Source organism: Gilliamella sp. App2-1, from assembly GCF_001690255.1.
Taxonomy (GTDB): Bacteria; Pseudomonadota; Gammaproteobacteria; order Enterobacterales; family Orbaceae; genus Gilliamella; species Gilliamella apicola_G.
On the sequence record NZ_LZGR01000073.1, the window covers coordinates 167,925 to 191,566 of the forward strand.

General features: G+C 34.4%; 21 protein-coding genes, 4 tRNA genes and 2 pseudogenes. 21 read left to right on the forward strand and 6 right to left on the reverse strand.

Translation table 11 applies throughout. The features are described from left to right. Positions 1-314 precede the first annotated feature (314 nt). From recA to rarD, 10 genes are all read left to right on the forward strand, one after another. Positions 315-1,361 (forward strand): recombinase RecA, encoded by a 1,047-nt coding sequence (gene recA, locus A9G22_RS10780; RefSeq protein WP_065586949.1) that lies wholly within the window; start codon positions 315-317, stop codon positions 1,359-1,361. Continuing rightward, a complete protein-coding gene (locus tag A9G22_RS10785) occupies positions 1,354-1,860 on the forward strand; it encodes a regulatory protein RecX (RefSeq protein ID WP_176700269.1) in 507 nt (168 codons plus the stop codon). The genes recA and A9G22_RS10785 overlap by 8 nt, the downstream gene beginning before the upstream one ends. 201 nt (positions 1,861-2,061) lie before the next feature. Continuing rightward, the gene (gene alaS, locus A9G22_RS10790) at positions 2,062-4,695 is read left to right on the forward strand and encodes an alanine--tRNA ligase (RefSeq protein ID WP_065586951.1); all 2,634 of its coding nucleotides are present in this window, start codon (positions 2,062-2,064) and stop codon (positions 4,693-4,695) included. Positions 4,696-4,835: 140 nt separating this feature from the next. Further along, positions 4,836-5,036: a carbon storage regulator CsrA gene (gene csrA / locus A9G22_RS10795; RefSeq protein WP_065586952.1), complete on the forward strand. Its 201-nt coding sequence runs from the start codon at positions 4,836-4,838 to the stop codon at positions 5,034-5,036. 123 nt (positions 5,037-5,159) lie between these two features. Continuing rightward, a tRNA-Ser gene (locus A9G22_RS10800) sits at positions 5,160-5,252 on the forward strand. Between the two features lie 19 nt (positions 5,253-5,271). Then, a tRNA-Arg gene (locus A9G22_RS10805) sits at positions 5,272-5,348 on the forward strand. A gap of 18 nt (positions 5,349-5,366) precedes the next feature. Continuing rightward, positions 5,367-5,443: transfer RNA gene (locus A9G22_RS10810), tRNA-Arg, on the forward strand. A gap of 20 nt (positions 5,444-5,463) precedes the next feature. Next, positions 5,464-5,540 (forward strand) — tRNA-Arg (locus A9G22_RS10815). Between the two features lie 153 nt (positions 5,541-5,693). Further along, positions 5,694-6,986 carry a serine--tRNA ligase gene (gene serS / locus A9G22_RS10820; RefSeq protein WP_065586953.1) on the forward strand — a complete coding sequence of 431 codons (1,293 nt, stop codon included), beginning with the start codon at positions 5,694-5,696 and terminating at the stop codon, positions 6,984-6,986. Positions 6,987-7,056: 70 nt separating this feature from the next. Then, positions 7,057-7,950 (forward strand): EamA family transporter RarD, encoded by an 894-nt coding sequence (gene rarD, locus A9G22_RS10825; RefSeq protein ID WP_075508892.1) that lies wholly within the window; start codon positions 7,057-7,059, stop codon positions 7,948-7,950. A gap of 51 nt (positions 7,951-8,001) precedes the next feature. Here rarD and pflA read toward each other — a convergent pair whose 3' ends face one another. From pflA to A9G22_RS10850, 5 genes are all read right to left on the reverse strand, one after another. Then, complete coding sequence (gene pflA / locus A9G22_RS10830; protein ID WP_218058807.1) at positions 8,002-8,781, reverse strand: pyruvate formate lyase 1-activating protein; 780 nt, start codon at positions 8,779-8,781, stop codon at positions 8,002-8,004. 183 nt (positions 8,782-8,964) lie between these two features. Then, positions 8,965-11,247, reverse strand: a complete 2,283-nt coding sequence (pflB, locus tag A9G22_RS10835) for a formate C-acetyltransferase (RefSeq protein WP_065586955.1) — start codon at positions 11,245-11,247, stop codon at positions 8,965-8,967. A gap of 67 nt (positions 11,248-11,314) precedes the next feature. Continuing rightward, entirely contained in the window at positions 11,315-12,163 is an 849-nt protein-coding gene (gene focA, locus A9G22_RS10840; protein ID WP_081296984.1) for a formate transporter FocA, read from the reverse strand. Between the two features lie 432 nt (positions 12,164-12,595). Further along, on the reverse strand, positions 12,596-13,666 hold the full coding sequence (gene mltC / locus A9G22_RS10845; RefSeq protein ID WP_065586956.1) for a membrane-bound lytic murein transglycosylase MltC: 1,071 nt from the start codon (positions 13,664-13,666) through the stop codon (positions 12,596-12,598). 8 nt (positions 13,667-13,674) lie between these two features. Beyond that, a complete protein-coding gene (locus A9G22_RS10850; RefSeq protein ID WP_065586957.1) occupies positions 13,675-13,944 on the reverse strand; it encodes an oxidative damage protection protein in 270 nt (89 codons plus the stop codon). A gap of 210 nt (positions 13,945-14,154) precedes the next feature. Here A9G22_RS10850 and argD point away from each other — a divergent pair, with 210 nt between their 5' ends. The 3 genes from argD (at position 14,155) to A9G22_RS10865 (ending at position 17,049) form a co-directional block, all read left to right on the forward strand. Further along, entirely contained in the window at positions 14,155-15,366 is a 1,212-nt protein-coding gene (argD, locus tag A9G22_RS10855; protein ID WP_065586958.1) for a bifunctional acetylornithine/succinyldiaminopimelate transaminase, read from the forward strand. A gap of 65 nt (positions 15,367-15,431) precedes the next feature. Continuing rightward, positions 15,432-16,043 (forward strand): ribosome biogenesis GTP-binding protein YihA/YsxC, encoded by a 612-nt coding sequence (gene yihA, locus A9G22_RS10860; RefSeq protein WP_065586959.1) that lies wholly within the window; start codon positions 15,432-15,434, stop codon positions 16,041-16,043. Positions 16,044-16,056: 13 nt separating this feature from the next. After that, the gene (locus A9G22_RS10865) at positions 16,057-17,049 is read left to right on the forward strand and encodes a serine/threonine protein kinase (protein WP_065586960.1); all 993 of its coding nucleotides are present in this window, start codon (positions 16,057-16,059) and stop codon (positions 17,047-17,049) included. Between the two features lie 63 nt (positions 17,050-17,112). Here the strand turns inward: A9G22_RS10865 and A9G22_RS10870 are convergent, their stop codons facing one another. Continuing rightward, positions 17,113-17,409 (reverse strand): GIY-YIG nuclease family protein, encoded by a 297-nt coding sequence (locus A9G22_RS10870; RefSeq protein ID WP_075508893.1) that lies wholly within the window; start codon positions 17,407-17,409, stop codon positions 17,113-17,115. A gap of 190 nt (positions 17,410-17,599) precedes the next feature. On the opposite strand from A9G22_RS10870, the gene A9G22_RS10875 reads away from it, so the two are divergent. The 8 genes and pseudogenes from A9G22_RS10875 to A9G22_RS10900 all read left to right on the forward strand — a co-directional run bounded on the left by A9G22_RS10875 (position 17,600) and on the right by A9G22_RS10900 (position 23,106). Continuing rightward, entirely contained in the window at positions 17,600-18,304 is a 705-nt protein-coding gene (locus tag A9G22_RS10875) for a lipopolysaccharide core heptose(II) kinase RfaY (protein ID WP_065586962.1), read from the forward strand. 711 nt (positions 18,305-19,015) lie between these two features. Further along, positions 19,016-19,687: a CsgG/HfaB family protein gene (locus A9G22_RS10880; RefSeq protein WP_065586963.1), complete on the forward strand. Its 672-nt coding sequence runs from the start codon at positions 19,016-19,018 to the stop codon at positions 19,685-19,687. Between the two features lie 32 nt (positions 19,688-19,719). After that, positions 19,720-20,082: a DUF4810 domain-containing protein gene (locus A9G22_RS10885; protein WP_218058808.1), complete on the forward strand. Its 363-nt coding sequence runs from the start codon at positions 19,720-19,722 to the stop codon at positions 20,080-20,082. A gap of 3 nt (positions 20,083-20,085) precedes the next feature. Then, positions 20,086-20,754 carry a DUF799 domain-containing protein gene (locus A9G22_RS10890; RefSeq protein ID WP_065586965.1) on the forward strand — a complete coding sequence of 223 codons (669 nt, stop codon included), beginning with the start codon at positions 20,086-20,088 and terminating at the stop codon, positions 20,752-20,754. Positions 20,755-21,049: 295 nt separating this feature from the next. Continuing rightward, positions 21,050-21,241, forward strand: coding sequence for a 2-hydroxycarboxylate transporter family protein (locus A9G22_RS11290; protein ID WP_141670050.1), 192 nt, complete (start codon positions 21,050-21,052; stop codon positions 21,239-21,241). A 71-nt stretch (positions 21,242-21,312) separates the two neighbouring features. After that, positions 21,313-21,663: pseudogene (locus tag A9G22_RS10895) on the forward strand (2-hydroxycarboxylate transporter family protein); the annotation flags it as partial. 20 nt (positions 21,664-21,683) lie between these two features. Beyond that, positions 21,684-21,764, forward strand: a pseudogene (locus A9G22_RS11895) (2-hydroxycarboxylate transporter family protein); the annotation flags it as partial. 187 nt (positions 21,765-21,951) lie between these two features. Beyond that, positions 21,952-23,106: an NAD(P)-dependent malic enzyme gene (locus A9G22_RS10900; RefSeq protein ID WP_065586967.1), complete on the forward strand. Its 1,155-nt coding sequence runs from the start codon at positions 21,952-21,954 to the stop codon at positions 23,104-23,106. Positions 23,107-23,642 lie beyond the last annotated feature (536 nt).

Consider the following 23,642-nt stretch of genomic DNA (forward strand, 5'->3'; position numbering starts at 1 on the left):
TTGATTATTATATTGTGTAAATAACAATCTCTATAAAACACATTACTTTTCTTATTTAAAGAATCATTATTAGTTTAATTTAATCGAGTATTATAATCATAAAATTAATAGAATAATCCAATAAATGTAATCTTGAATATCAATATTTCATCACCATCTGTTAGTTTCCATTATTAAACTCAACCATTATTCATAAAAATTTGTGAAGTAATTCCCGTAATTAACTAAATGATTGCTCTGTATAAAAAAAACTTGATACTGTATAATAATACAGTGTAATATATCCATATCTTAACTCACTGGAGTTTTATAATATGAACGAAAACAAACAACGCGCACTTTCCGCTGCATTAAGTCAAATCGAAAAACAATTTGGCAAAGGTTCGATTATGCGTTTAGGCGATACCCAAACTTTAGATGTAGATGCGGTATCTACTGGTTCTTTAGGATTAGATATTGCATTAGGTATCGGTGGATTACCAATGGGCCGAATCGTTGAAATTTTTGGCCCCGAATCATCAGGTAAAACAACACTCACTTTATCTGTCATAGCACAAGCTCAAAAAGAAGGTAAAACTTGTGCATTTATTGATGCCGAACATGCACTCGACCCAATTTATGCCGCAAAATTAGGAGTGCAAGTAGACGACTTATTAGTGTCTCAGCCAGATACAGGAGAACAAGCACTCGAAATTTGTGATGCATTAGTTCGTTCTGGTGCGGTTGATGTTATTATTGTCGATTCAGTGGCTGCATTAACGCCAAAAGCAGAGATCGAAGGTGAAATGGGCGATTCTCATATGGGATTGCAAGCCCGTTTAATGTCACAAGCATTACGTAAATTAACTGCGAATATCAAAAATGCAAATTGTTTAGTTGTTTTTATTAACCAGATTCGTATGAAAATTGGTGTTATGTTTGGTAATCCAGAAACCACAACTGGCGGTAATGCTCTTAAATTCTATGCATCAGTACGTTTAGATATTCGTCGAACAGGTGCGGTAAAAGAAGGTGAAGATGTTATTGGTAGTGATACGCGTGTAAAAGTCGTAAAAAATAAAGTTGCCGCACCTTTTAGACAAGCAGAATTCCAAATTCTTTATGGCTGTGGCATTTCTAAAGAAGGAGAATTGATTGACTTAGGAGTTAAGCATAAGTTGGTCGATAAAGCTGGAGCATGGTATAGCTACAATGGCGAAAAAGTTGGCCAAGGCAAAGCTAACTCAATTAAGTTTTTACAAGAGCATCCTGAAATCGCTAAAGAACTTGAAACTAAACTACGTGATCTATTATTAAATAGTCCTGCAGTTTTTACGACTGATGAAGGAAATATTTCATCAGAGGATGAAAACTTTGAATAAGAATACAAACCTCAATAAATCAATTCTAAATAAAGCTGTGCAATTACTTGCACAGCGAGATCACTCTTCATATGAACTGGGACAAAAAATAACATTTTTTTTTGCCAAAAAGCTACAAAGTACAGATGAAAAATATCACGATCAATTAGCTACACTGAAAACTGAAATACTAGATGTAATTGAATATTGTATTAATCAAAATTGGATTAATGATGAACAATATATTAAAAATTATATTGTTATGCGTGCAAATAAAGGTTATGGAAAGTATAGAATTGCAATGGAGCTTAAACAACGAGGGTTATCAGTTGATTTGAGTCGACAATTATTACAGATGTCTAATATTAACTGGGCAAATCTTGCATATAAACAATTAATAAAAAAGCTAAAACTAATTGACTTTAAAAACAATCATAAAAAACAAAAAGTTATTAATTTTTTGATTGCGAGAGGCTATACACAAGATGATATTAAAACTGTGTCCAATTTATTGACTTAAGTAATTATAATATCTAGAATACAATATATGTAATTTAATAAAATTGATTACAAAAAGCTCACTAATTCTTTTTTATTTTTTCCTTATTTACTTGTAATATTAACTAGCTTCAACCCGATTTAAGAATATTTACTTTTCAACTTTAGTTGTAACGGGTATATTACTATGTTTAAAAATCTATCGTTTTATATGGAAGCATAAATGAAAAGTACTGCAGAAATTCGTCAAAGTTTTCTTGACTTTTTCCGTGGCAAAGGACATCAAGTTGTCGCAAGTAGTTCCCTTGTTCCACACAATGACCCAACACTGTTATTTACTAATGCCGGAATGAATCAATTTAAAGATGTATTTCTAGGTGTTGATAAGCGTTCTTATACTAGAGCAACAACATCGCAACGTTGCGTCCGTGCTGGTGGTAAACATAATGATTTAGATAATGTTGGCTATACTGCTCGACATCATACTTTTTTTGAAATGTTAGGGAATTTTAGTTTCGGTGACTATTTTAAGCATGATGCAATACATTTTGCATGGGAATTATTAACCAGTGAAGAATGGTTTAATCTACCTAAAAATAAGTTAACGGTTACCGTTTATGAGACAGATGACGAAGCGTATGCAATTTGGGAAAAAGAAATAGGTATACCAAAAGAACGCATCATTCGTATTGGTGATAATAAAGGTGCTCCATATGCCTCAGATAATTTCTGGCAGATGGGTGATACTGGTCCTTGTGGTCCATGTACCGAAATTTTCTATGATCATGGTGATCATATTTTTGGGGGACCTCCTGGCAGTGCTGAAGAAGATGGTGACAGATTTATCGAAATTTGGAATATTGTTTTCATGCAATTTAATCGCCATCCTGATGGCACAATGGAACCATTACCAAAACCATCAGTCGATACAGGTATGGGACTAGAACGTATTGCTGCAGTTTTGCAACATGTAAATTCTAATTATGAAATAGATGTATTTAAGAAATTAATTCAAGATGCAGCTAATATTATTCAAACTAAAGATTTAGAAAGTAAATCACTCAGAGTTATTGCTGACCATATCCGTTCTTGTGCTTTTCTAATTTCGGATGGTGTTTTACCTTCGAACGAAGGTCGAGGATATGTATTACGCCGTATTATTCGGCGTGCAGTGCGCCATGGGCATATGCTAGGAGCAAAAGATATCTTCTTCTATAAGCTGGTTAAACCATTAATTGACGTCATGGGAAGTGCAGCAGTCGAATTAGAAAATAATCGAGAATTAGTTGAAAACGCACTCAAAATTGAGGAAGAACAGTTTTTAAAAACGCTAGAGCGAGGGTTATCTTTGCTTGATCAAGAGTTAGCTAAAATAACTGGTGAAGTTTTACCTGGAGATGTTGCGTTTAAACTTTATGATACTTATGGCTTCCCGTTAGATCTAACAGCTGATGTATGCCGAGAAAAAAATATTAGTATTGATGAATCTGGCTTTAATCAATGTATGGAAGAGCAAAGGAAACGAGCCCGCGAATCAAGCTCATTTAATGTCGATTATAGCAATGTTATTAAACTTGATGATATAACTGAGTTTTTAGGCTATCAAGCAACAGAATCATCCGGAAAAGTTATTGCTATATTTAAAAATGGTCAAAAAGTTGAAAGTATTAGTGCTGGCGATGAAGCTATCGTCGTTTTAGACAAAACGCCATTTTATGGAGAATCTGGTGGTCAAATTGGTGATAAAGGCTTATTAACAGCAGCTAATCTTGAATTTAGGGTTTTTGATAGTCAAAAATATGGTAAAAGTATTGGCCATTTAGGAAAAATTGTAAAAGGTTTTTTAAAAGTTGGTAATAATATCACTGCAGCTATTGATGTAGAATTACGCGAACGTATTCGTCGTAATCATTCTGCTACACATTTATTACAAGCTGCCTTGCAACGTGTTTTAGGTAACCATGTTCATCAAAAAGGGTCTTTAGTTAACGATAGCTATCTACGTTTTGACTTTTCACATAATCAAGCCATTACGTCAGAACAAATTATTGAAATAGAGAACTTAGTTAATCAACAGATTCGTCGCAATTTATTAGTAGAGATTGAGCTAATGCCAATTGATAAGGCGAAAGATAAAGGCGCAATGGCTTTATTCGGCGAAAAATATGAAGATATCGTTAGAGTTTTAACTATGGGCGATTTTTCAATTGAACTTTGTGGTGGTACTCACGTAGATAGAACTGGAGATATTGGTTTATTTAAAATAATATCAGAATCAAGCATTGCGTCTGGTGTACGTCGTATCGAGGCAACGTCAGGGCAAAATGCAATGGATATGATACATAATGAATCCAACTTATTAACTCAAATTGGACAATTAGTTAAAAGTGACAAATCTACAGTTTTAGCACGCATTGATCAATTACTCGATCAAACTAAACTGCTTGAAAAAACAATTGAGCAATTAAAAGCACAGAAAGCTAGCCAAGAAAGTGTACAATTGCTTAACCAATGTGAAAAAATAAATAATAAAAATCTGTTAATTGCTAAACTTGATAACGTTGAAGCAAAATTATTACGGACTATGATTGATGATCTTAAAAATCAATTAAAAACAGGCGTAATTATTTTAGCTGCTATCAATGAGGGCAAAATTAATATAGCTGCAGGTGTCACTAACGATTTAGTCAATATAGTTAAAGCTGGAGAACTAGTTTCTCAATTAGCATTAAAAGTAGGTGGTAAAGGTGGTGGGCGACCTGATTTCGCCCAAGCAGGTGGAATGGATCTTTCAGCATTACCAGAAGCGTTGTCTTCTGTGAAAAAGGAAATCAGTAATAAATTACAAGCAAGTTAGCCAGATATACTCAAATGTTTGTTAATTAAATATTAGAGTATATCTGTAAAATTCCGTCTTTCTGTCTTATTGATGGGGGGCTGACGAAGCTATATCTTAAAATTGTTTGGATATATACTTAACTGATATTAGGAGATCTAATGTTAATTTTAACTAGGAGAGTAGGTGAAACACTAATAATTGGTGACGATGTAGTTATTACCATCTTGGGCGTAAAAGGAAATCAAGTCAGAGTTGGTATTAATGCACCTAAAGAAGTTTCTATTCATAGGGAAGAGATATATAACAAAATTCATCAACCACAGGTTACAAACGATGAATTATCGGAGACAAGAGAGTAATATTGGGCAGGAAATAAACAACCAGCACGCGTAAACAAAAAAATGTTTGACTTATTTTTTGTAAAACGTAATATGTGCGCCACACATTATGATTTTGTTGTTAAAGCAGAGTCATAATGTTTTGGTGAGATGGCCGAGAGGCTGAAGGCGCTCCCCTGCTAAGGGAGTATGCGGTCAAAAGCTGCATCGAGGGTTCGAATCCCTCTCTCACCGCCATTTTAATAAATTAAAATATGCATCCGTAGCTCAGCTGGATAGAGTACCCGGCTACGAACCGGGCGGTCAGGGGTTCGAATCCCTTCGGATGCACCATTTTAATAAATTCAAAACGCATCCGTAGCTCAGCTGGATAGAGTACCCGGCTACGAACCGGGCGGTCAGGGGTTCGAATCCCTTCGGATGCACCACTTTTTTAACGAACTTACACGCATCCGTAGCTCAGCTGGATAGAGCACTCGGCTTCGAACCGAGCGGTCAGGGGTTCGAATCCCTTCGGGTGCGCCATTTAGGTTGAATCCCGATATAATTCTAGTATACTAAGCTCACAAATTTTAATATCAATAAATCAATCTACTTTTTGATTTATATGTTCTGTTATCTATATTAGAATAACAACAAAGTAGAAAGATATTCCCTAATTAATAATGGACATTATGTATGTTAGACCCAAATTTACTCCGAAATGAATTGGATCTTGTCGCTAAGAAATTAGCACGTCGTGGATTTAAATTAGATATTGATACTATTCGTCATTTAGAAGAAAAACGCAAAGTATTACAAGTTGAAACTGAGAACTTACAAGCTGAGCGTAATGCTCGCTCAAAAGCGATTGGTCAAGCAAAGGCTCGTGGTGAAGACATCACAGCTGTTCGTGAAGAAGTCAACAAGCTAGGTGAAAAACTTAATAGTGCAAAAACAGAGCTTGAAACATTACTCAATCAAATTAAAGATATTGCCTCTACTATCCCAAATATCCCTGATGATTCTGTACCTGATGGTAAAGATGAAAGCGATAATATCGAAATATCACGTTTTGGTACACCAAGGACATTTGATTTTCCAGTTCAAGATCACGTTGCATTAGGTGAACGTTTTGGTGGGCTTGATTTTGCAGCTGGTGTAAAACTAACAGGTGCTCGTTTTGTGGTTATGAAATCGCAAATAGCGCGCTTACATCGTGCTATCACCCAATTTATGTTAGATTTACACACCGAACAACACGGCTATGCCGAAATTTATGTACCGTATCTTGTAAATCAAGCAACGCTTTTTGGCACAGGACAATTACCTAAGTTCGCTGGGGACTTATTTCATACTAAACCGCTTGACGAAGAGACAGAGAGCAGTAATTATGCATTAATTCCAACCGCTGAAGTGCCAGTCACTAACCTTGTACGCGATGAAATTCTTGATGAAAGTGTATTACCATTAAAAATGACAGCGCATACTCCTTGCTTCCGTTCAGAGGCGGGATCTTATGGTAAAGACACTCGTGGCTTAATTCGTATGCATCAATTTGATAAAGTAGAATTGGTTCAAATTGTTAAACCTGAAGAATCTATGAAAGCGCTAGAGGAGCTAACTGCTCACGCAGAAAAAGTATTACAATTACTTGAACTGCCATATCGGAAAATTGTACTGTGTACTGGTGATATGGGCTTTGGCTCATGTAAAACCTATGATCTGGAAGTATGGGTACCTGCTCAAAATACCTATCGTGAAATCTCTTCTTGTTCAAATATGTGGGATTTCCAAGCTCGACGTATGCAAGCTCGTTATCGTAATAAAGCTGACAATAAAACATATTTAGTGCATACACTAAATGGTTCTGGATTAGCAGTAGGTCGAACGCTGGTTGCCATTATGGAAAATTATCAACAAGCAGATGGCACAATTAAAATTCCATCTGTTTTAGTTCCTTATATGAATGGCGTTGAGTTTATCGGATAAGATATTTATATATAACATAGACAATAGCGCTAATAATTAGCGCTATTTTTTTATTAAGGTAGGTGGAGAAATGATAAAAGGAGTCGTGCTTTCAATACTGGCATCATGTTTATTTGGGCTACTTTATTACTATCCAGTTTTATTACATCCCTTATCTGTTGTTGATATTTTTTGTTGGCGATTATTAACATCATTTCCTGCAATAGTTGTATTGATCATTGCAGGAAAACAATGGTCAGCTATAACTGCACTATTTAGGCGAATAAAAGAACAACCTCTTCTTTTATTGGGGTTATTATTTTCTTCGTTTTTGCTCACAATACAGATGATGATTTTTATCTGGGCGCCACTTAATGGACATGGATTATCCGCCTCACTGGGTTATTTTTTATTACCATTAGCAATGGTGATTTCTGGACAGATCGTTTATAAAGAAAATCTTAGTTTTTTACAAAAAATTTCGGTTGGACTTGCTGTATTAGGCGTTGCTATTGAAATCTACATTACAGGTGCATTTTCATGGGAAACAGTTGTTATCGCCTTGGGGTACCCTATATACTTTATAGTAAGGCGCAAATTGCAAATAGATGGCATTTCTGGCACGTTTTCTGACTTTTTGTTTATCTTCTTAGGGTGCATTATATATTGTGCTCTAAACTATCGTTTAGACAAAATAATCAGTGATCTTTCTCATTTCCATATTTATATCCCTATGTTAGGTATCATCACTGCGGTTGCTTTTGCAATGTATTTCGTTGCTAGTCGTTTATTGCCCATGGGATTATTTGGCTTAATGGGATACGTGGAACCCGTACTACTAACACTTATTTCAATAGTATTTTTACATGAAACAGTCTCATTAAGGCACATTGTGTCATATGGATTTATTTGGCTATCAGTTTGTATTCTAGCTTTGGAAGGTGGGATTTTTGTTATGCGAGCAATAACACGCAAAAGAATTTAATGGATGCAAAGAAGGCACTATCCATTGTGCCTTTTGCTAACCGTTTATCTATTATTTACTAAAAGTGACATAATGACCATAACTTTCTATGATGCTTTTGATCCTATCAAGCGTTTCTCTTGGTGGCGATTCAACCCCTTCCAACTTATATTTATCACCAAGCGTATCCCATTTATATGCCCCCATTTTATGGTAAGCAAGCAATTCTACACGCTCAATATTGTCCATCCCTTGAATAAATTGACCAAGCAAATGTGCTGAATCATCATCATCGGTCCATCCAGGAACAACCACATAACGTATCCAAGTTCGTTTATTGATTTTTTGTAAATATTTGGCAAACTCAAGAACCCGCTTATTAGGAACGCCGACTAATTTTTGATGTATTTCATCATTGACTTGTTTTAAGTCAAGCATGACTAAATCCGTCACTTCTAAAAGTTCATCAACAACATGATCGAGCTGTCTTGCATAACCATTAGTATCTAAACAAGTACTAATACCCTCTTGGTGACAAGCTCTAAACCATTCAGTAACAAATTCAGCTTGTAAAGTTGCCTCACCGCCAGAAGCCGTAACACCACCACCATTTGGCATAATAAAACTTTTGTAAGAAACAATCTCTTTCATAAGCTCATCAACAGTGACTTCTCGACCTGCTTTTACATCCCAAGTGTCACGGTTATGACAATATAAACAACGCATTAAGCAACCTTGAAAAAAAACAATAAAACGAATCCCAGGACCATCAACAGTACCAAAAGATTCAAAAGAATGGATTCGACCTTTAATAGGTGTCTTTGTTGTCATAATAATATTTTGTTGTTCCATAGATAATCTCTAATCATTGCTCATATCGCTTTTTAATAATTTTAACGCCGTACCCGTACCACCAAGCTTACACCAATCGTATTGATATTTTTTAATTAAAATTAATACCAATATTGTTGAGGCTTGATAAAAAAATAGCGCCCTAAAGGACGCTATTTTCGGTAAAGTAATCCATTAACTAAATTACATTGATTGCGTAAATGTACGACTAATTACGTCATTTTGTTGTTCTTTAGTTAATGAGTTGAAACGTACTGCATATCCAGAAACACGAATAGTTAATTGTGGATATTTTTCAGGATGTTCCATCGCATCTAACAATGTATCACGATTTAATACGTTAACATTTAGATGTTGGCCACCTTCAACTGTTGCTTCGTGATGGAAGTAACCATCCATTAAACCGGCTAAGTTACGTTTACGAGCACTATCATCTTTACCTAATGCATTTGGAACGATTGAGAAAGTATAAGAAATACCATCTTTAGCGTAAGCAAATGGTAGTTTAGCAACAGAGGTTAATGAAGCCACTGCACCTTTTTGGTCACGCCCATGCATTGGGTTAGCACCTGGTCCAAATGGTGCACCAGCACGTCGTCCGTCTGGAGTATTTCCTGTTTTCTTACCATATACAACGTTTGATGTAATGGTTAATACTGATTGAGTAGGAATTGCGTTACGATAAGTTTTAAGTTTTTGAATTTTCTTCATGAAACGTTCAACTAGGTCAACTGCAATATCATCGACTCGAGGATCATTGTTACCGAATTGTGGATATTCGCCTTCAATTTCAAAATCAGTCGCTAAACCATCTTCATCACGAACCGTTTTCACTTTTGCATATTTAATTGCAGACAGCGAGTCAGCAGCAACAGAAAGACCAGCAATACCACATGCCATAGTACGAATAACATCACGATCATGTAACGCCATTAATGATGCTTCATAACTATATTTGTCATGCATGTAGTGAATAGCATTTAAAGCTGTTACATATTGTTTTGCTAACCAATCCATAAAGTGATCTAAACGAGCAAACACTGTATCAAAATCTAAATATTCATCAGTGATTGGAGCTTCTTTAGGACCAACTTGCATTTTTAACTTTTCATCCACCCCGCCATTGATTGCGTATAGAAGAGTTTTAGCAAGATTTGCACGCGCACCAAAGAATTGCATTTGTTTACCTACAATCATTGGGCTTACACAACATGCAATAGCATAGTCATCATTATTAAAGTCAGGACGCATTAAATCATCATTTTCATATTGTAATGATGAAGTATCAATTGATACTTTAGATGCGAACTCTTTAAATCCACTTGGTAATTTTTCAGACCAAAGGATAGTCATATTAGGTTCTGGTGATGGCCCCATTGTATATAAAGTATTTAAGAAGCGGAAAGAAGTCTTAGTAACTAAAGTACGACCATCAACCCCCATACCTGCGATAGATTCAGTCGCCCAAATTGGATCGCCAGAGAATAATTCATCATATTCAGGAGTGCGTAAAAAACGAACCATACGTAATTTCATAACGAAATGGTCAACAATTTCTTGTGCATCTTTTTCAGTAATTAATCCTGCTTCAAGATCACGTTGGAAGTAAATATCAAAGAAAGTCGATGTACGACCTAATGACATCGCAGCCCCATTTTGTGATTTAACCGCAGCTAAATAACCAAAGTATGTCCATTGTACTGCCTCTTGAGCAGTTTTCGCCGGTCCGGAAATATCAAAGCCATATTTAGCAGCCATTTCTTTGATTTGACCAAGTGCACGATGTTGTTCTGCGATTTCTTCACGACGTTGCATAGTCATTGCTAAATCAACACCATTTTCAAAATCTGCTTGTAATGAATTAAATTGTGCAAATTTGTCTTGCATTAAGTAATCAATACCATAAAGTGCAATACGACGGTAATCACCAATGATACGACCACGACCATAAGCATCAGGAAGACCTGTAATGACACCTGATTTACGACAACGAAGAATATCTGGAGTATAGATATCGAAAACACCTTGGTTATGAGTTTTACGATACTCTGTGAAGATTTTTTTGACTAAAGGATCAAGCGTTCTATTATAAGCCTTACAAGAATTCTCGATCATTTTGATACCACCAAACGGGATAATAGCACGTTTTAATGGTTTTTCAGTTTGTAAGCCAACAATTTTTTCTAAATCTTTTTCAATATAACCTGCATCATGAGCAGTAATTGTCGAAATAACACTGGTATCAAAATCCACGGGGGCATGGGTAGCATTTTCAATTTTAATGCCTTCCATTACTTTATCCCATAACTTAGTTGTAGCATCTGTTGCACCAGCTAAGAAAGACTCATCACCTTCATATGGCGTGTAGTTCTTTTGAATAAAATCGCGGACATTAACATTATTTTGCCAATCACCATCTTTAAATCCTTTCCAAGCAACTGCTTGTACTTCGTTTAAATTACTCATAATTTTCACCTCAGGTTTACAAAAATATCTATTTACTCTCTTATACATAAGGGTAAATATTTTAAAATCAATGTGGCTTGCGTAGATATAAAGCCCAATAAGGTAGTGCTACAGCTAAACCACCTAAAATATTCCCTAGTGTAACTGGGATTAAATTGTTAAACACAAAATGCGCTATAGTTAGCTCTTTAAATGTATCTGATGATACGCCAACCGCTTGCCAAAATTCAGGAGAAGCAAAATTATTAATCACAATCCCCATAGGAATCATAAACATATTTGCAATACTATGTTCAAATCCACTTGCAACGAACATTGCAACAGGTAAAACCATGATTAACATTTTGTCTAGCAAACTGCGCCCAGCATAACTCATCCAAGCCGCTAAACACACCATTAAATTGGCAAGAAAACCAAGACACACTGCTTCAATAAAGGTATGATGTAATTTATGGTCAGCAGTTTGTAGAACATTTAATCCCCACAAACCATTGGCAACCATATACTGACCTGAAAACCAAATAACTGTGACAAACAGTATAGCACCAATAAAGTTACCGATATATACTAAAATCCAATTACGGATCATTTTCACCCAGCTCACTTTATGAGTCATTTTAGGTAAAATCGTTAATACTGTTGAAGTAAACAAGTCAGAACCACAACAAACAACCAACATAAGTCCTAATGAGAAACAAATACCACCTACCAATTTTGCTAAACCAAAAGCAACGGTTGCAGTTCCGGTTGTTACAGTAATATAAAATACGAAAGCGATAGAGATAAAAATACCTGCAAGCATTGCGGATAACATTGTGCTACATAGGGGTTTATTTACTTTGTAATTGCCAATGTCTTCGGCAATTTGGGTCATTTGTGCGGGAGAATAGGAATCTACAAGTTTATCGGTACTCAAACTAACATCCTCAAAAAAACTAGGGTTTTATGAGACGCATAGTATACTCAAAATTTAAAGCAGATCACGTTTTTTTTATTAAAAAATTTTAAAACTAGAAAAATCGCTGTTTATTAAAGAAGTTGCTTATAGTAAAAAATGTGTGGGGTAAGTTTTTCTGGAAAATTTGTTCACGTTTTGCGGACTAACCTTAATCACTTGTAGCCACATTTCGACGCCAAATAAACGGAAATAATAACCTTTGAATGTTGTAAAAGATTGGTGTGTTTTCTATAAAACAACTCAGGCATGACATTGATTTTATTTGATTTTTATTTAAATGTTTTTAGTGAAAACAACGCTAAACAATCTATTATTGCTATCTTTCCCGAGTTTAATAGCCCCTCATCATTCGTAATGAATGATGAGGGGCTATTCATCTTTGTTACTAGCTTATTTGTTATCTAAAATCCTACTGACTTTTATCAGATAATTGCGTGATTCTTGAGAAACATGAGAAGTAACTAATTTTCGATAAACTTGCTGTGGTGTCATGGAGTTAATAATATTAATTGCTTCATTACGATCATTTGAGAATGTACGAAGCACACTACCTGCTCCACCGTTATATGAGGTAATCATGGCATATCGTAATGAAACTGGATTATCAATCCCCGCTAAATATTTTGTTTTTAACAATGACAAATAAGCAGTTCCCATATCAACATTATTACGTGGATCAAGTAAAAATTTTCGGCTTGGCTCCCCTGATTTACCCCGTAATTTAAAAATATCACGCCCAGCTGTATGTTGTTGCACTTGCATAAGACCAAGAGCATCTGTTCGACTAACAGCATAAGGGTTAAAGGCTGATTCCACTTCTATAATAGCTAAAATCAAGCGTTCATCAATAAAATAGCGATTAGACGCTTCAGTCACTAATGGTAAGAATTTTCTAGCTCGTTGATTAATATGGTTAGGAACTAGTTTTATTTCAACATAAGTAATTCTATGCGCACCTGATATACGTTGTTTCAAATTATTGGCTAGTACGTAATCAGCAAAACTATTTGCTCTACCACTCCAACGAATAGGTTGATGTTCTTGATCCAATACTTGATTGTATAAAAATGGTTCTCCGGATAAATCTTGACTGATTTTATCATGGCGAATAATATCGACCGGTTCTGGCATAAGTAAGGTCGAAACTATTGCATCTTTTAAATTATCTATTGGTGATTCAGACATAGTTTCAATAGTAATCACCCCTGAAACAAAATTAATATGGACGCGCGTTTGTAAATTATCTTCATATTGAACATAGTCTTTAGGGCCTGCTATCAAAATTTCTTTAGGCCCCCAAATTTGTTCAATATTGTTAGCATATTGTCCAATCAAAATATTAAAAGCATTGGTATCTTTAACATAATAATCATCATTATGATTGTTCAAATCTTTGCTAGAACAACCAGATAATAGGCTCACAGTAATCAGTAATGTAATAATTTTTTTATTATTAGTCATTTGATATCTCAATTTTGGGGTTTATAGCCATCAATAACAACTTCTTCGCCTTCAAATAGAAATTTAATCATTTCAGCTTCAATCTTTTTACGGTGTTCAAGATTCATCATATTGAGCTTATTTTCGTTAATTAGCATCGTTTGCTTTTTAAGCCATTCTTGCCATGCTTGTTTTGATATTTCATTAAAAATACGTTTGCCAAGTTCCCCAGGATACAATTGGAAATCTAAACCGTCTGTTTCTTTTTTTAAATAATGACAATAAACAACACGACTCATTTTTATCTCTTTTAAGTTGAATTAAAAAATAGTGTGTGATTATACCTGAAAATAGTTATAAATCAGAAGGAAATTATTGCATAAGTATTCTACTTTAAAACACCCATAAAAGTGAATATTAATTTAAATTATATGAATAATTATTTACTTTACACTGTAATTAGTTCGATTAAAATAATCTAAACTATTTAATAAAATAAGGATTGAATAATGCAGCCAAAAATCACACGGGCACTTTTTGATAAAGTCATTTTACCTGTTTATGCACCAGCTCAATTTATTCCTGTTAAAGGTCAAGGTAGCCGAGTTTGGGATCAAGAAGGTAAAGAGTATATTGATTTTGCAGGCGGCATAGCGGTCAATGCGTTGGGTCATTGCCACCCAAAACTAGTTAAAGCTCTACATGAGCAAAGTGAAAAGTTATGGCATGTCAGCAATGTTTTTACGAATGAACCGTCATTAAATCTTGCGCAGAAGCTTATTGATAATACTTTTGCTGACCGTGTTTTTTTTGCCAATTCAGGGGCGGAAGCTAATGAGGCCGCGTTTAAGCTAGCGCGATATTATGCAGCACAAAGATATAGCCCCTATAAGAGCAAAATCATTGCTTTTTATCAATCTTTTCATGGTCGTACGTTTTTCACCGTTTCGGTAGGCGGACAAGCAAAATATTCTGATGGTTTTGGACCAAAACCTGCTGATATCATTCATGTTCCTTTTAATGATCTTAATGCCGTTAAAGCGGTAATAGATGACCATACTTGTGCGGTTGTATTAGAGCCAGTACAAGGCGAAGGCGGATTAACCTCAGCAACACCAGAATTTTTACAAGGTGTGCGTGAGTTATGTGATGAATACCAAGCACTACTTGTATTTGATGAAGTACAATGCGGGATGGGGCGAACAGGCAGTTTATATACTTATCAACAATATAATGTAAAACCCGATATTTTAACCTCCGCTAAGGCATTAGGGGGCGGATTTCCAATTAGTGCTATGTTAACAACCAATGAAATTGCGTCAGTCATGCATCCTGGCGTGCATGGTACCACTTACGGGGGTAATCCTCTTGCTTGTGCGGTGGGCTGTGAAGCTTTTGATATTATTAACTCCCCTGAAGTACTTGATGGCGTACAAAAACGGCGTGCTCTGTTCATTGAAAAACTCGAAGAAATTAATGATCAATTTAAACTATTTCGTGAATACCGAGGTAAAGGATTGTTATTAGGTGCAGAGTTACAACCCAAATTTCACAATAAAGCGCGCGATTTTTTAAACGTTGCCACTGAGTTTAGGGTGATGATCTTAAATGCTGGTCCAAATGTGCTGCGCTTTACACCATCACTCATTATTTCAGATCATGAGATAAAAGAAGGTATGTTGCGATTTGAAAAAGCCGTGGAAAAGGTTGTCAATGCTTAAGTTTTTCTATACAGTAACGGCATTTTAATCAATTAAGTGCCGTTGCATTTAAAGGATACTTATTTATGACCGATTTTCACCCATTAAATTATGCCAAAACTCATTTTATTTTAAGTGCGCCCGATATTTCTCATCTACCTATTGACAGTGGTGTCGAGATTGCTTTTGCGGGTCGCTCTAATGCAGGTAAATCAAGTGCACTAAATACCTTAACCAATCAAAAAGGTCTCGCTAGAACGAGTAAAACCCCAGGACGAACACAACTCATCAACCTTTTTGAAGTTGAAGAAAATTGCCGTTTAGTTGATTTACCGGGTTATGGTTATGCTCAGGTGCCGGAAGCGATAAAACGAAAATGGCAAAAATCACTGGGCGAATATCTCCAAAAACGCGAAAGCCTAAAAGGACTGGTTGTATTAATGGATATCAGGCACCCTTTAAAAGATTTAGATCAACAGATGATCGAATGGGCTGTTTCAGTTGATATCCCTGTTATGCTATTACTGACTAAAGCGGATAAGCTGGCTTCTGGTGCGCAAAAAAAACAGGTTAATATGGTTAAAGAGGCCATCTTACCTTTTCAGGGAAATATTACCGTTACGCCTTTTTCATCGCCTAAACGTATTGGACTTGAAGCGTTAAAACAAAAATTAGATGAATGGTTTAGTCAGCAATAATGGAAATCATTTAATGAATAGTTCAACATTTTCGTTTCAATCTTTATCGCCGGATCTTATTCTTGATAGCTTATCTTCAATAGGCATATCTGTAGATTCCGGGTTAACCGTATTAAATAGTTATGAAAATCGGGTTTATCAATTTCAAGATGAAGATCGCAAACGTTATGTTGCGAAATTTTATCGCCCTCATCGCTGGAATAAAAATCAGATCTTGGAAGAACATCAATTCACGCAGCAATTAGCTGATGCTGAAATACCGGTGATTGCGCCATTAACGTTTAATCATACCACGCTACACGAGTATCAAGGTTATCTGTTTGCCCTGTTCCCAAGTGTTGGTGGTAGGCAATACGAGATGGATAATATCGAACAAATGGAATCCATTGGGATGCTACTTGGGCGTATCCACCAAATTGGTGCTAAGCAAACATTTTTACACCGCCCGACTATCGGACTCGAAGAATATCTTTACCAACCACAAGATACCTTATTATCTAGTACTTATATTCCAAAAAAAATTCAAACTGATCTTAAAGGTCTTTTAACCCAACTAATAAAAACTGTTGAACAACATTGGCATAACGATTGGCAACCTATTCGCCTACATGCCGATTGTCACGCAGGCAATATTTTATGGCGTGATAATGCAATGTTTGTTGATTTTGATGATGCGCGTAATGGTCCTGCTATTCAAGATCTGTGGATGTTGCTTTCTGGCAATCAGCAAGAGCGACGCATACAGTTAGATATGCTAATTGAAATGTATCAAGAGTTTTATGACTTTGATAACCATCAATTACAACTTATTGAACCTTTAAGAGCAATGAGATTGGTTCACCATTTAGCATGGATTTTAGAACGCTGGCAAGATCCTGCTTTTCCCATCGCCTTTCCATGGATGACTGATGATGATTTTTGGCATCAACAATTAGTTGAATTTGCACAGCAAATTACCACCATAAAATCGCCACCACCACAATTGATGGCAATGTTACAAAATTAAGAAATCAAGCAACAACAAAATCTGCCTTCAATCTTTACACTTTAAGACACTAAAGTGTACCATTTATAACACAATTAAAAGCAACAACTGTTCTAAATTAGGTTGTTGCAAAACCAATCGTTCTTTTTTTTGCTTAGATAGCTGCTTTATTCGATACTCAATTTTAAGCGCAGTTGACCTATCACCCACATTAACTTGATAAACAATACTGAGATCTTTATGACCTTTTAAATGTTTAGCACCTTTACCATTTTTATGTTGTTGCAAACGCCTAGCAACATCAGTGGTGATACCTGTATACAATGATTGCTTTGCTGTTCTAATAATATATAAAAACCATACTGATACGTTGTTTTTCATAAATAATCAAGAATAATCGATTTATCTATTTGTTAATAATAGTATTTTCATCTTATTATCAGTATAACACCAATTTTAGTCACTTTTGTGTAAAGTGGATCGAGCAATACAAAGATCATAGCTTCGTTTACTTTAATGGGGATAATGTTTAAGATAAGCATAATTTTTTATGTATTTTAAGGCAATAAATTTGAATAACTTTGCAAAAATTATTGAAATCCAACGTGGCGATATAAAATTCGCTTATGTACAAAATGACGAAATCAATTATCTAGACCTTTTTGACCAATTTTTGGCGGAAGAAGGGCATCATGAATTACTCGATCCTAGCGATAAATTAGAGCGATATACTTATTTAATCAATCATAATAAAAGCCAATTTATTTTTAAAATTGATGGTGGCGTTGAACACCGTTTAGAGCGTCGCTTGATCGCCAAAATTACAGGTGATTTTTATTTCAATTTAATTCGTAAACTCGCCAAAATATCACTTGATAAATGTGATATTGCTTATGAACTTTACTTGGTTGCTTTCGACCAAAAAACAAAGCGTCATTATATGATTTTCAATTTTATTGAAGGACGATCTTTAAAATGGGAAGAAATGAAAGAGTATGGCGAACAAATAAAAAACTGTATAGAAAAACTGCACAGTTATAATCTGGTCTCTAATGATGTTCATGGTGGCAATTTTATCTTAACATCTGATGGAAAAATCAAAGCCATTGATTTAACTAACTCAGGTTTTATTTGGTTAACTAAAGCCAATGACGCAATTGAATTAAAAGAACGTTTTAATATCAAAATTAAGGTTCCTTTTTTTGCCATGGCAATTAAAAAATTTACTCATGGATTTAAACGCTTATCTCGTAAAATCCGTGGTAAAGAAGATTAATCATCTAATCATTGTGAGAATTTGGTTACTCACAATGATAATTTATGCCGGCATCTAACTTGCATTATTCATACTTAATATTTACATTAATCTATAACTTTAATCAAATTTGTAAGCATCATTTTTAAATATTAGTTGAAGGAATCATGTTTTCGCTAATGCTGTAACTGATTATTTATATCAGGCTAAATATTTTGACAGTTATATCTTAACAACCACTCGTCATCAAAATAATATCCATTATCTGCTAACCAATATTGAGTAAGCTCAATAAGATACGGGTTTAGTCGTGAATGATTGATTCGCAAATAAGCGGTCATCCAAACTTAGTTATAGATGCTTTGAATAAAGAAATTGATAAAATACAAACTGTTTATTTCGATAATAGACAACTAAAATGATTTAATTTTTTGTCACGGAATTTTAGGTTAACTACACCTTTTAGTATAAAAAGCTAGATTCTATTCCCACCTCTTTATCCATTAATTTCTATTTAGAAAATACGGTCAAATCCAGATAATGTTTATCAAAATGACTACTCTACACCATCATTATTAAGGCAAATTTAAAAACAACTAATCTCATATTTTTTTATTGTATTTTATAAAAAATCAATATTATGATTGATAATCATTTTTAATCATATATTATTTGCAGTTAAAATTTGAAATAATCCGGTAAATGAAAAGTAAAAATAAAGGACAAAAAAGAATGAATATAAAACAATTAATAGGAATAATGATAACCAGTAGTTTATTATTTGGCTGTGCTAAAGAGTCTTCAAGATCTGTTGAATTACCAACAGTAAATAGCTATCGCTCTGAATATCAAGGTCTAAAAACGAATATTGCTATAGGTAAATTCGAGAATCGCTCTAATTACCAAAATGGTATTTTTTCTGATGGTGTAGATAGACTCGGTAATCAATCTAAAACTTTATTAATTAGTCATTTACAGCAAACTAATCACTTTAATGTATTAGATAGAACCAATATGCAAGAATTAGCGACTGAAGCGAAATATAGAAAGCAGCAACAAAAAGTGATAGGTGCTAATTATATTATCTCAGGAGATGTGACTGAATTTGGCCGCAAAGAAGTTGGAGATCACCAATTATGGGGCATTCTTGGTAAAGGTAAACAACAAGTTGCTTATGCCAAAGTTACTTTAAATATTATTGACATACAAACAACTCAAGTTGCTTATTCGGTACAAGGAGCTGGGGAGTATAATTTATCAAATCGTGAAATACTTGGTTTTGGAGGTAAAGCTGGTTATGACTCAACTCTTAATGGCAAAGTACTAGATTTAGCGATTCGAGAAGCTGTTAATAATTTAATTAATGGATTGGATAATGGTACATGGAAACCCGTAACTAAGTAAAAATTACAATTAATGATATAAGGATCATAATGATGTTAAAAAAACAATGTTTTGTACATTTATTATTCATGGGGATGCTATTATTTTTGAATGGTTGCCAATCATCTCCTAAAACTATTTATTATTGGGATGATTATCAAGAGAATCTTTATAACTATACTCAATCTGACAAAACTGGACATGCTGAACAAATTCAATCATTAGAACATATTATTGAAAAAGCAAAATCAGCAAATAAGCCAGTTCCGCCAGGACTGCATGCACACTTAGGTCTATTATATTCAACTGTAGGAAAAAAAGATAAAGCATTTGAACACTTTGAAGCAGAAAAATTGCTCTTCCCTGAATCAAAAAGCTTTATTGATTTTATTGAACAAAAATATCAAGGACATTAATCAATGAATAATAAATTTACTGCGCTAGCAGGAACTATATTTGCACTTTTCATGCTAGTAGGTTGTGCAACAAATAAAAAAGACTATGACTATACAGCATTTGAAGAAAGTAAACCTACCTCTATTTTGGTATTATTACCTACTAATCATTCAAACGAAATCAATGCGAGTTACGGAGTATTGTCTCAAGTCACATTGCCTTTAGCTGAAGCAGGATATTATGTTTTTCCTGTTAATTTAACCAATGAAGTGTTTAAACAAAATGGTTTCACTATTGCTGATGATATTCATTCGGTCACTTTAACAAAGTTACAACAAATTTTTAATCCTGATGCGGTGTTATATCTAAAAATAATAAATTATGGAACTAATTATCAGATTATACAGAGTGATACTCGTGTTACATTAGAAGCGAAGTTAGTAGATGTTCAAACTTCTAAAGTAATTTGGACTGGTACTGCATCTGCATCAAGTACTGAAAACCAACAATCGAGCAATAGCCTAATTAGCACGTTACTTTCAGCTGCAATTACACAAATTAGTGATACCGTTAGAGATCATAGTGTGACAATATCCGGATTAGCGGCAGCGAGATTATTTACACCTCATCCAATAAAATATAATGGTATTTTATATGGTCCTTATGCTAATACCACCAAATTAGATCAATAGTTATTTATTAATATAAACAATATCTATTCTAAAAAGGTAGATTTTAGGCGGTATAAATTGCCGCCTGATTACTAGTTAATAATTTGTATTCATATTTCTAAACACTAACAAATCAATACGTAAGCAGATAGAATTAATTAGTTGTTTTGCTATTTTAACTATTCTATTTTGTCAGTTCTATCTTAACAACCACGGGTTATCAAAATAACCATTCGTTATCTGTTCATCAATATTAAACAAGTTCAGCAATAGACTGGTGTTTCAGTAGCCGTTGTCGTTGACGACACTTGGGAGCATGCTTTTTTCTATACTATATCGGCCTGTTATGGCTGGCGGCATTAGTGAGGGTGTATTACAATTATTTAACGGCTACAGCAATATTCTTAATCAAGTTTATGATTCATTTATTAGAGCATTAATTCTTGCAACGGTCGTGGGTAACTTTTTTTGCTATTACCTTTACTACCATAATGAGCCGAATTGGTGAAGTGAAACCACACTTAAGCGGTCATGGACAATTAATTTGATGGATTAGCTGTTGCTTTAAAAGAAGACAAAACGCCATTAAATGCTAGCGCTATGAGTGGCGCAGTGATGATTTTAGCCACATTATTTATCTTTGGTATGATTTTAGCAAAGATTACTCATTTTCCTAGCCCAGTATTAATGATTATTATTACAGCTATTGTAAAATATTTCCGTTTACGATTAGAAAGCGTAAAGAGTGGATGTCAGCAATGGTATGAATTTATCTCTGGTAATTTTACTTTTCCTCTCATAGCTGGATTAGGTTTGTTATATATTGACTTGGGCAGTGATGTTAATGTATTAACTATCTTTTATTTTATTACAATTATTTCAGTCGTGTTTACCATTTCTATGACAGGTTTTGTTTGTAGTTTTTCTTAAAAAGGTATCCATGTCAAAGCAGTATGGGCGGAACTGGCGATGTAGCAACACTATCTACTGCAAATCGAATGAACCTAAAGCCTTTTGTTTTGCACAAATAACTCGTTTAGGCGGTGCGTTAATGGTTATTAGCACCATAGCAATATTACATTACCTACTTATGTGATAAAAAAAGAAATAAGACATTATGAGAAATTAGATTACATTTTAAAATGAAAAGATATATGAATACATAACATTAGAAAAGTGGATTAAATATATATTAAAAATAATTTGAAAGGAATAATTATGACAACAGTTCAAGAAAAAGCATTAGCAATTAGTAAACAAATGCATGGAAAATTAGAAATTCGTTCAAAAGTACCAGTAAATTCTATGGTAGATCTGAGTATCGCTTATACCCCTGGCGTGGCAGCAGTCTGTACAGAAATAGCTAAAAATCCAGCATCTGTTTACGAATATACAAGTAAACGTAATTTAGTTGCAGTTATCACTGATGGCTCAGCGGTATTAGGACTTGGCAATATTGGACCAGAGGCAGCTATTCCTGTAATGGAAGGCAAAGCAATATTATTCAAACAATTTGCTAATGTAGATGCCGTTCCTTTATCATTAAACACACAAGATCCTGATGAACTGGTTAAACTTATTGCTGCATTAGCACCTTCTTTTGGTGGTATTAATCTTGAAGATATTAGTGCGCCACGATGTTTTGAAATTGAAAAACGTTTGCAAGAAATATTAGATATACCAGTATTTCATGACGATCAACATGGTACGGCTATTGTTGTATTAGCGGCATTATACAATGCATTAAAAGTTGCAGGCAAAAAGATTGAGTCGACTAAGATTGTTATAAATGGCGGAGGCGCTGCAGGCTTAGCTATTGCTGACATGTTATTAGCAGCTGGTGTAACCAATTTAAAAGTGGTCGATAAAGTTGGTATTTTATCTGAAGATAATAATTCATTACCACCGCATCATTTAGCAATGGCTAAAAGAACCAATTGTGAAAAACAAAAGGGCACATTAGAAGATGCTATTAAAGGAGCTGATGTTTTTATTGGAGTTTCAGCACCAGGCGTATTAAAGGCTGAATGGGTTGCAACGATGGCAGAAAAATCGATTATTTTTGCAATGGCTAATCCAACACCTGAAATATTTCCAGAAGAAGCAAAAGCTGCAGGGGCTTATATTGTCGGTACTGGTCGTAGTGATTATCCAAATCAAATTAATAATGTATTGGCATTCCCAGGAATTTTTAGAGGAGCTTTGGATGCGAGAGCCAAAAATATTACTTTAGGAATGCAATTAGCCGCAGCCAGAGGTTTAGCAAGTATTGTACCTGACGATAAATTATCAGTAGAATGCATATTACCTAATGCTTTTGAACCCAATGTTGCCAAAGTTGTGGCTGAAAGCGTAAAAAATGCGGCAAAATAAGTGTATTATTTTATTAGTTAAGTTGTATTAATAATAAATCTGCTAATTACCATTTTATTAGCAGATTTATTTATTATTAGGTGAATATAAATTCACTGCATTGCTATCGAAAGAGCTATTAAATGAAATACCTTTTAAATCGATTAACACTTAAATATCAGTTTATCTGCTTGTTCTTTTTTTGGTTTTTATCTTATCAACTATTACTAAAAATATATTTATTATTCAATTGTTAATAATGAATATTTACAGGCTTTTCGTCAACAAGTTGAAAATATCGCTAATATTATCTCTTCATCAAATAATATAATAAAAAGCATACAAACACCTATATCTTAAAATTTAGCTTTTCTCCAAATTGAAACCGAATAAACACGAATATTAACGCAAGTTTAAAGTATTATTACCACTTATATAGGGAAAAAGAGATTCATGGTTGATGTTTTAATGGTTGAAGACGACCCTATAGTGGTAGAGCTTAATAAAAAATACATATAAATGGTTCCCGGTTTTAATTTAATGCTAATGTCAGTAAT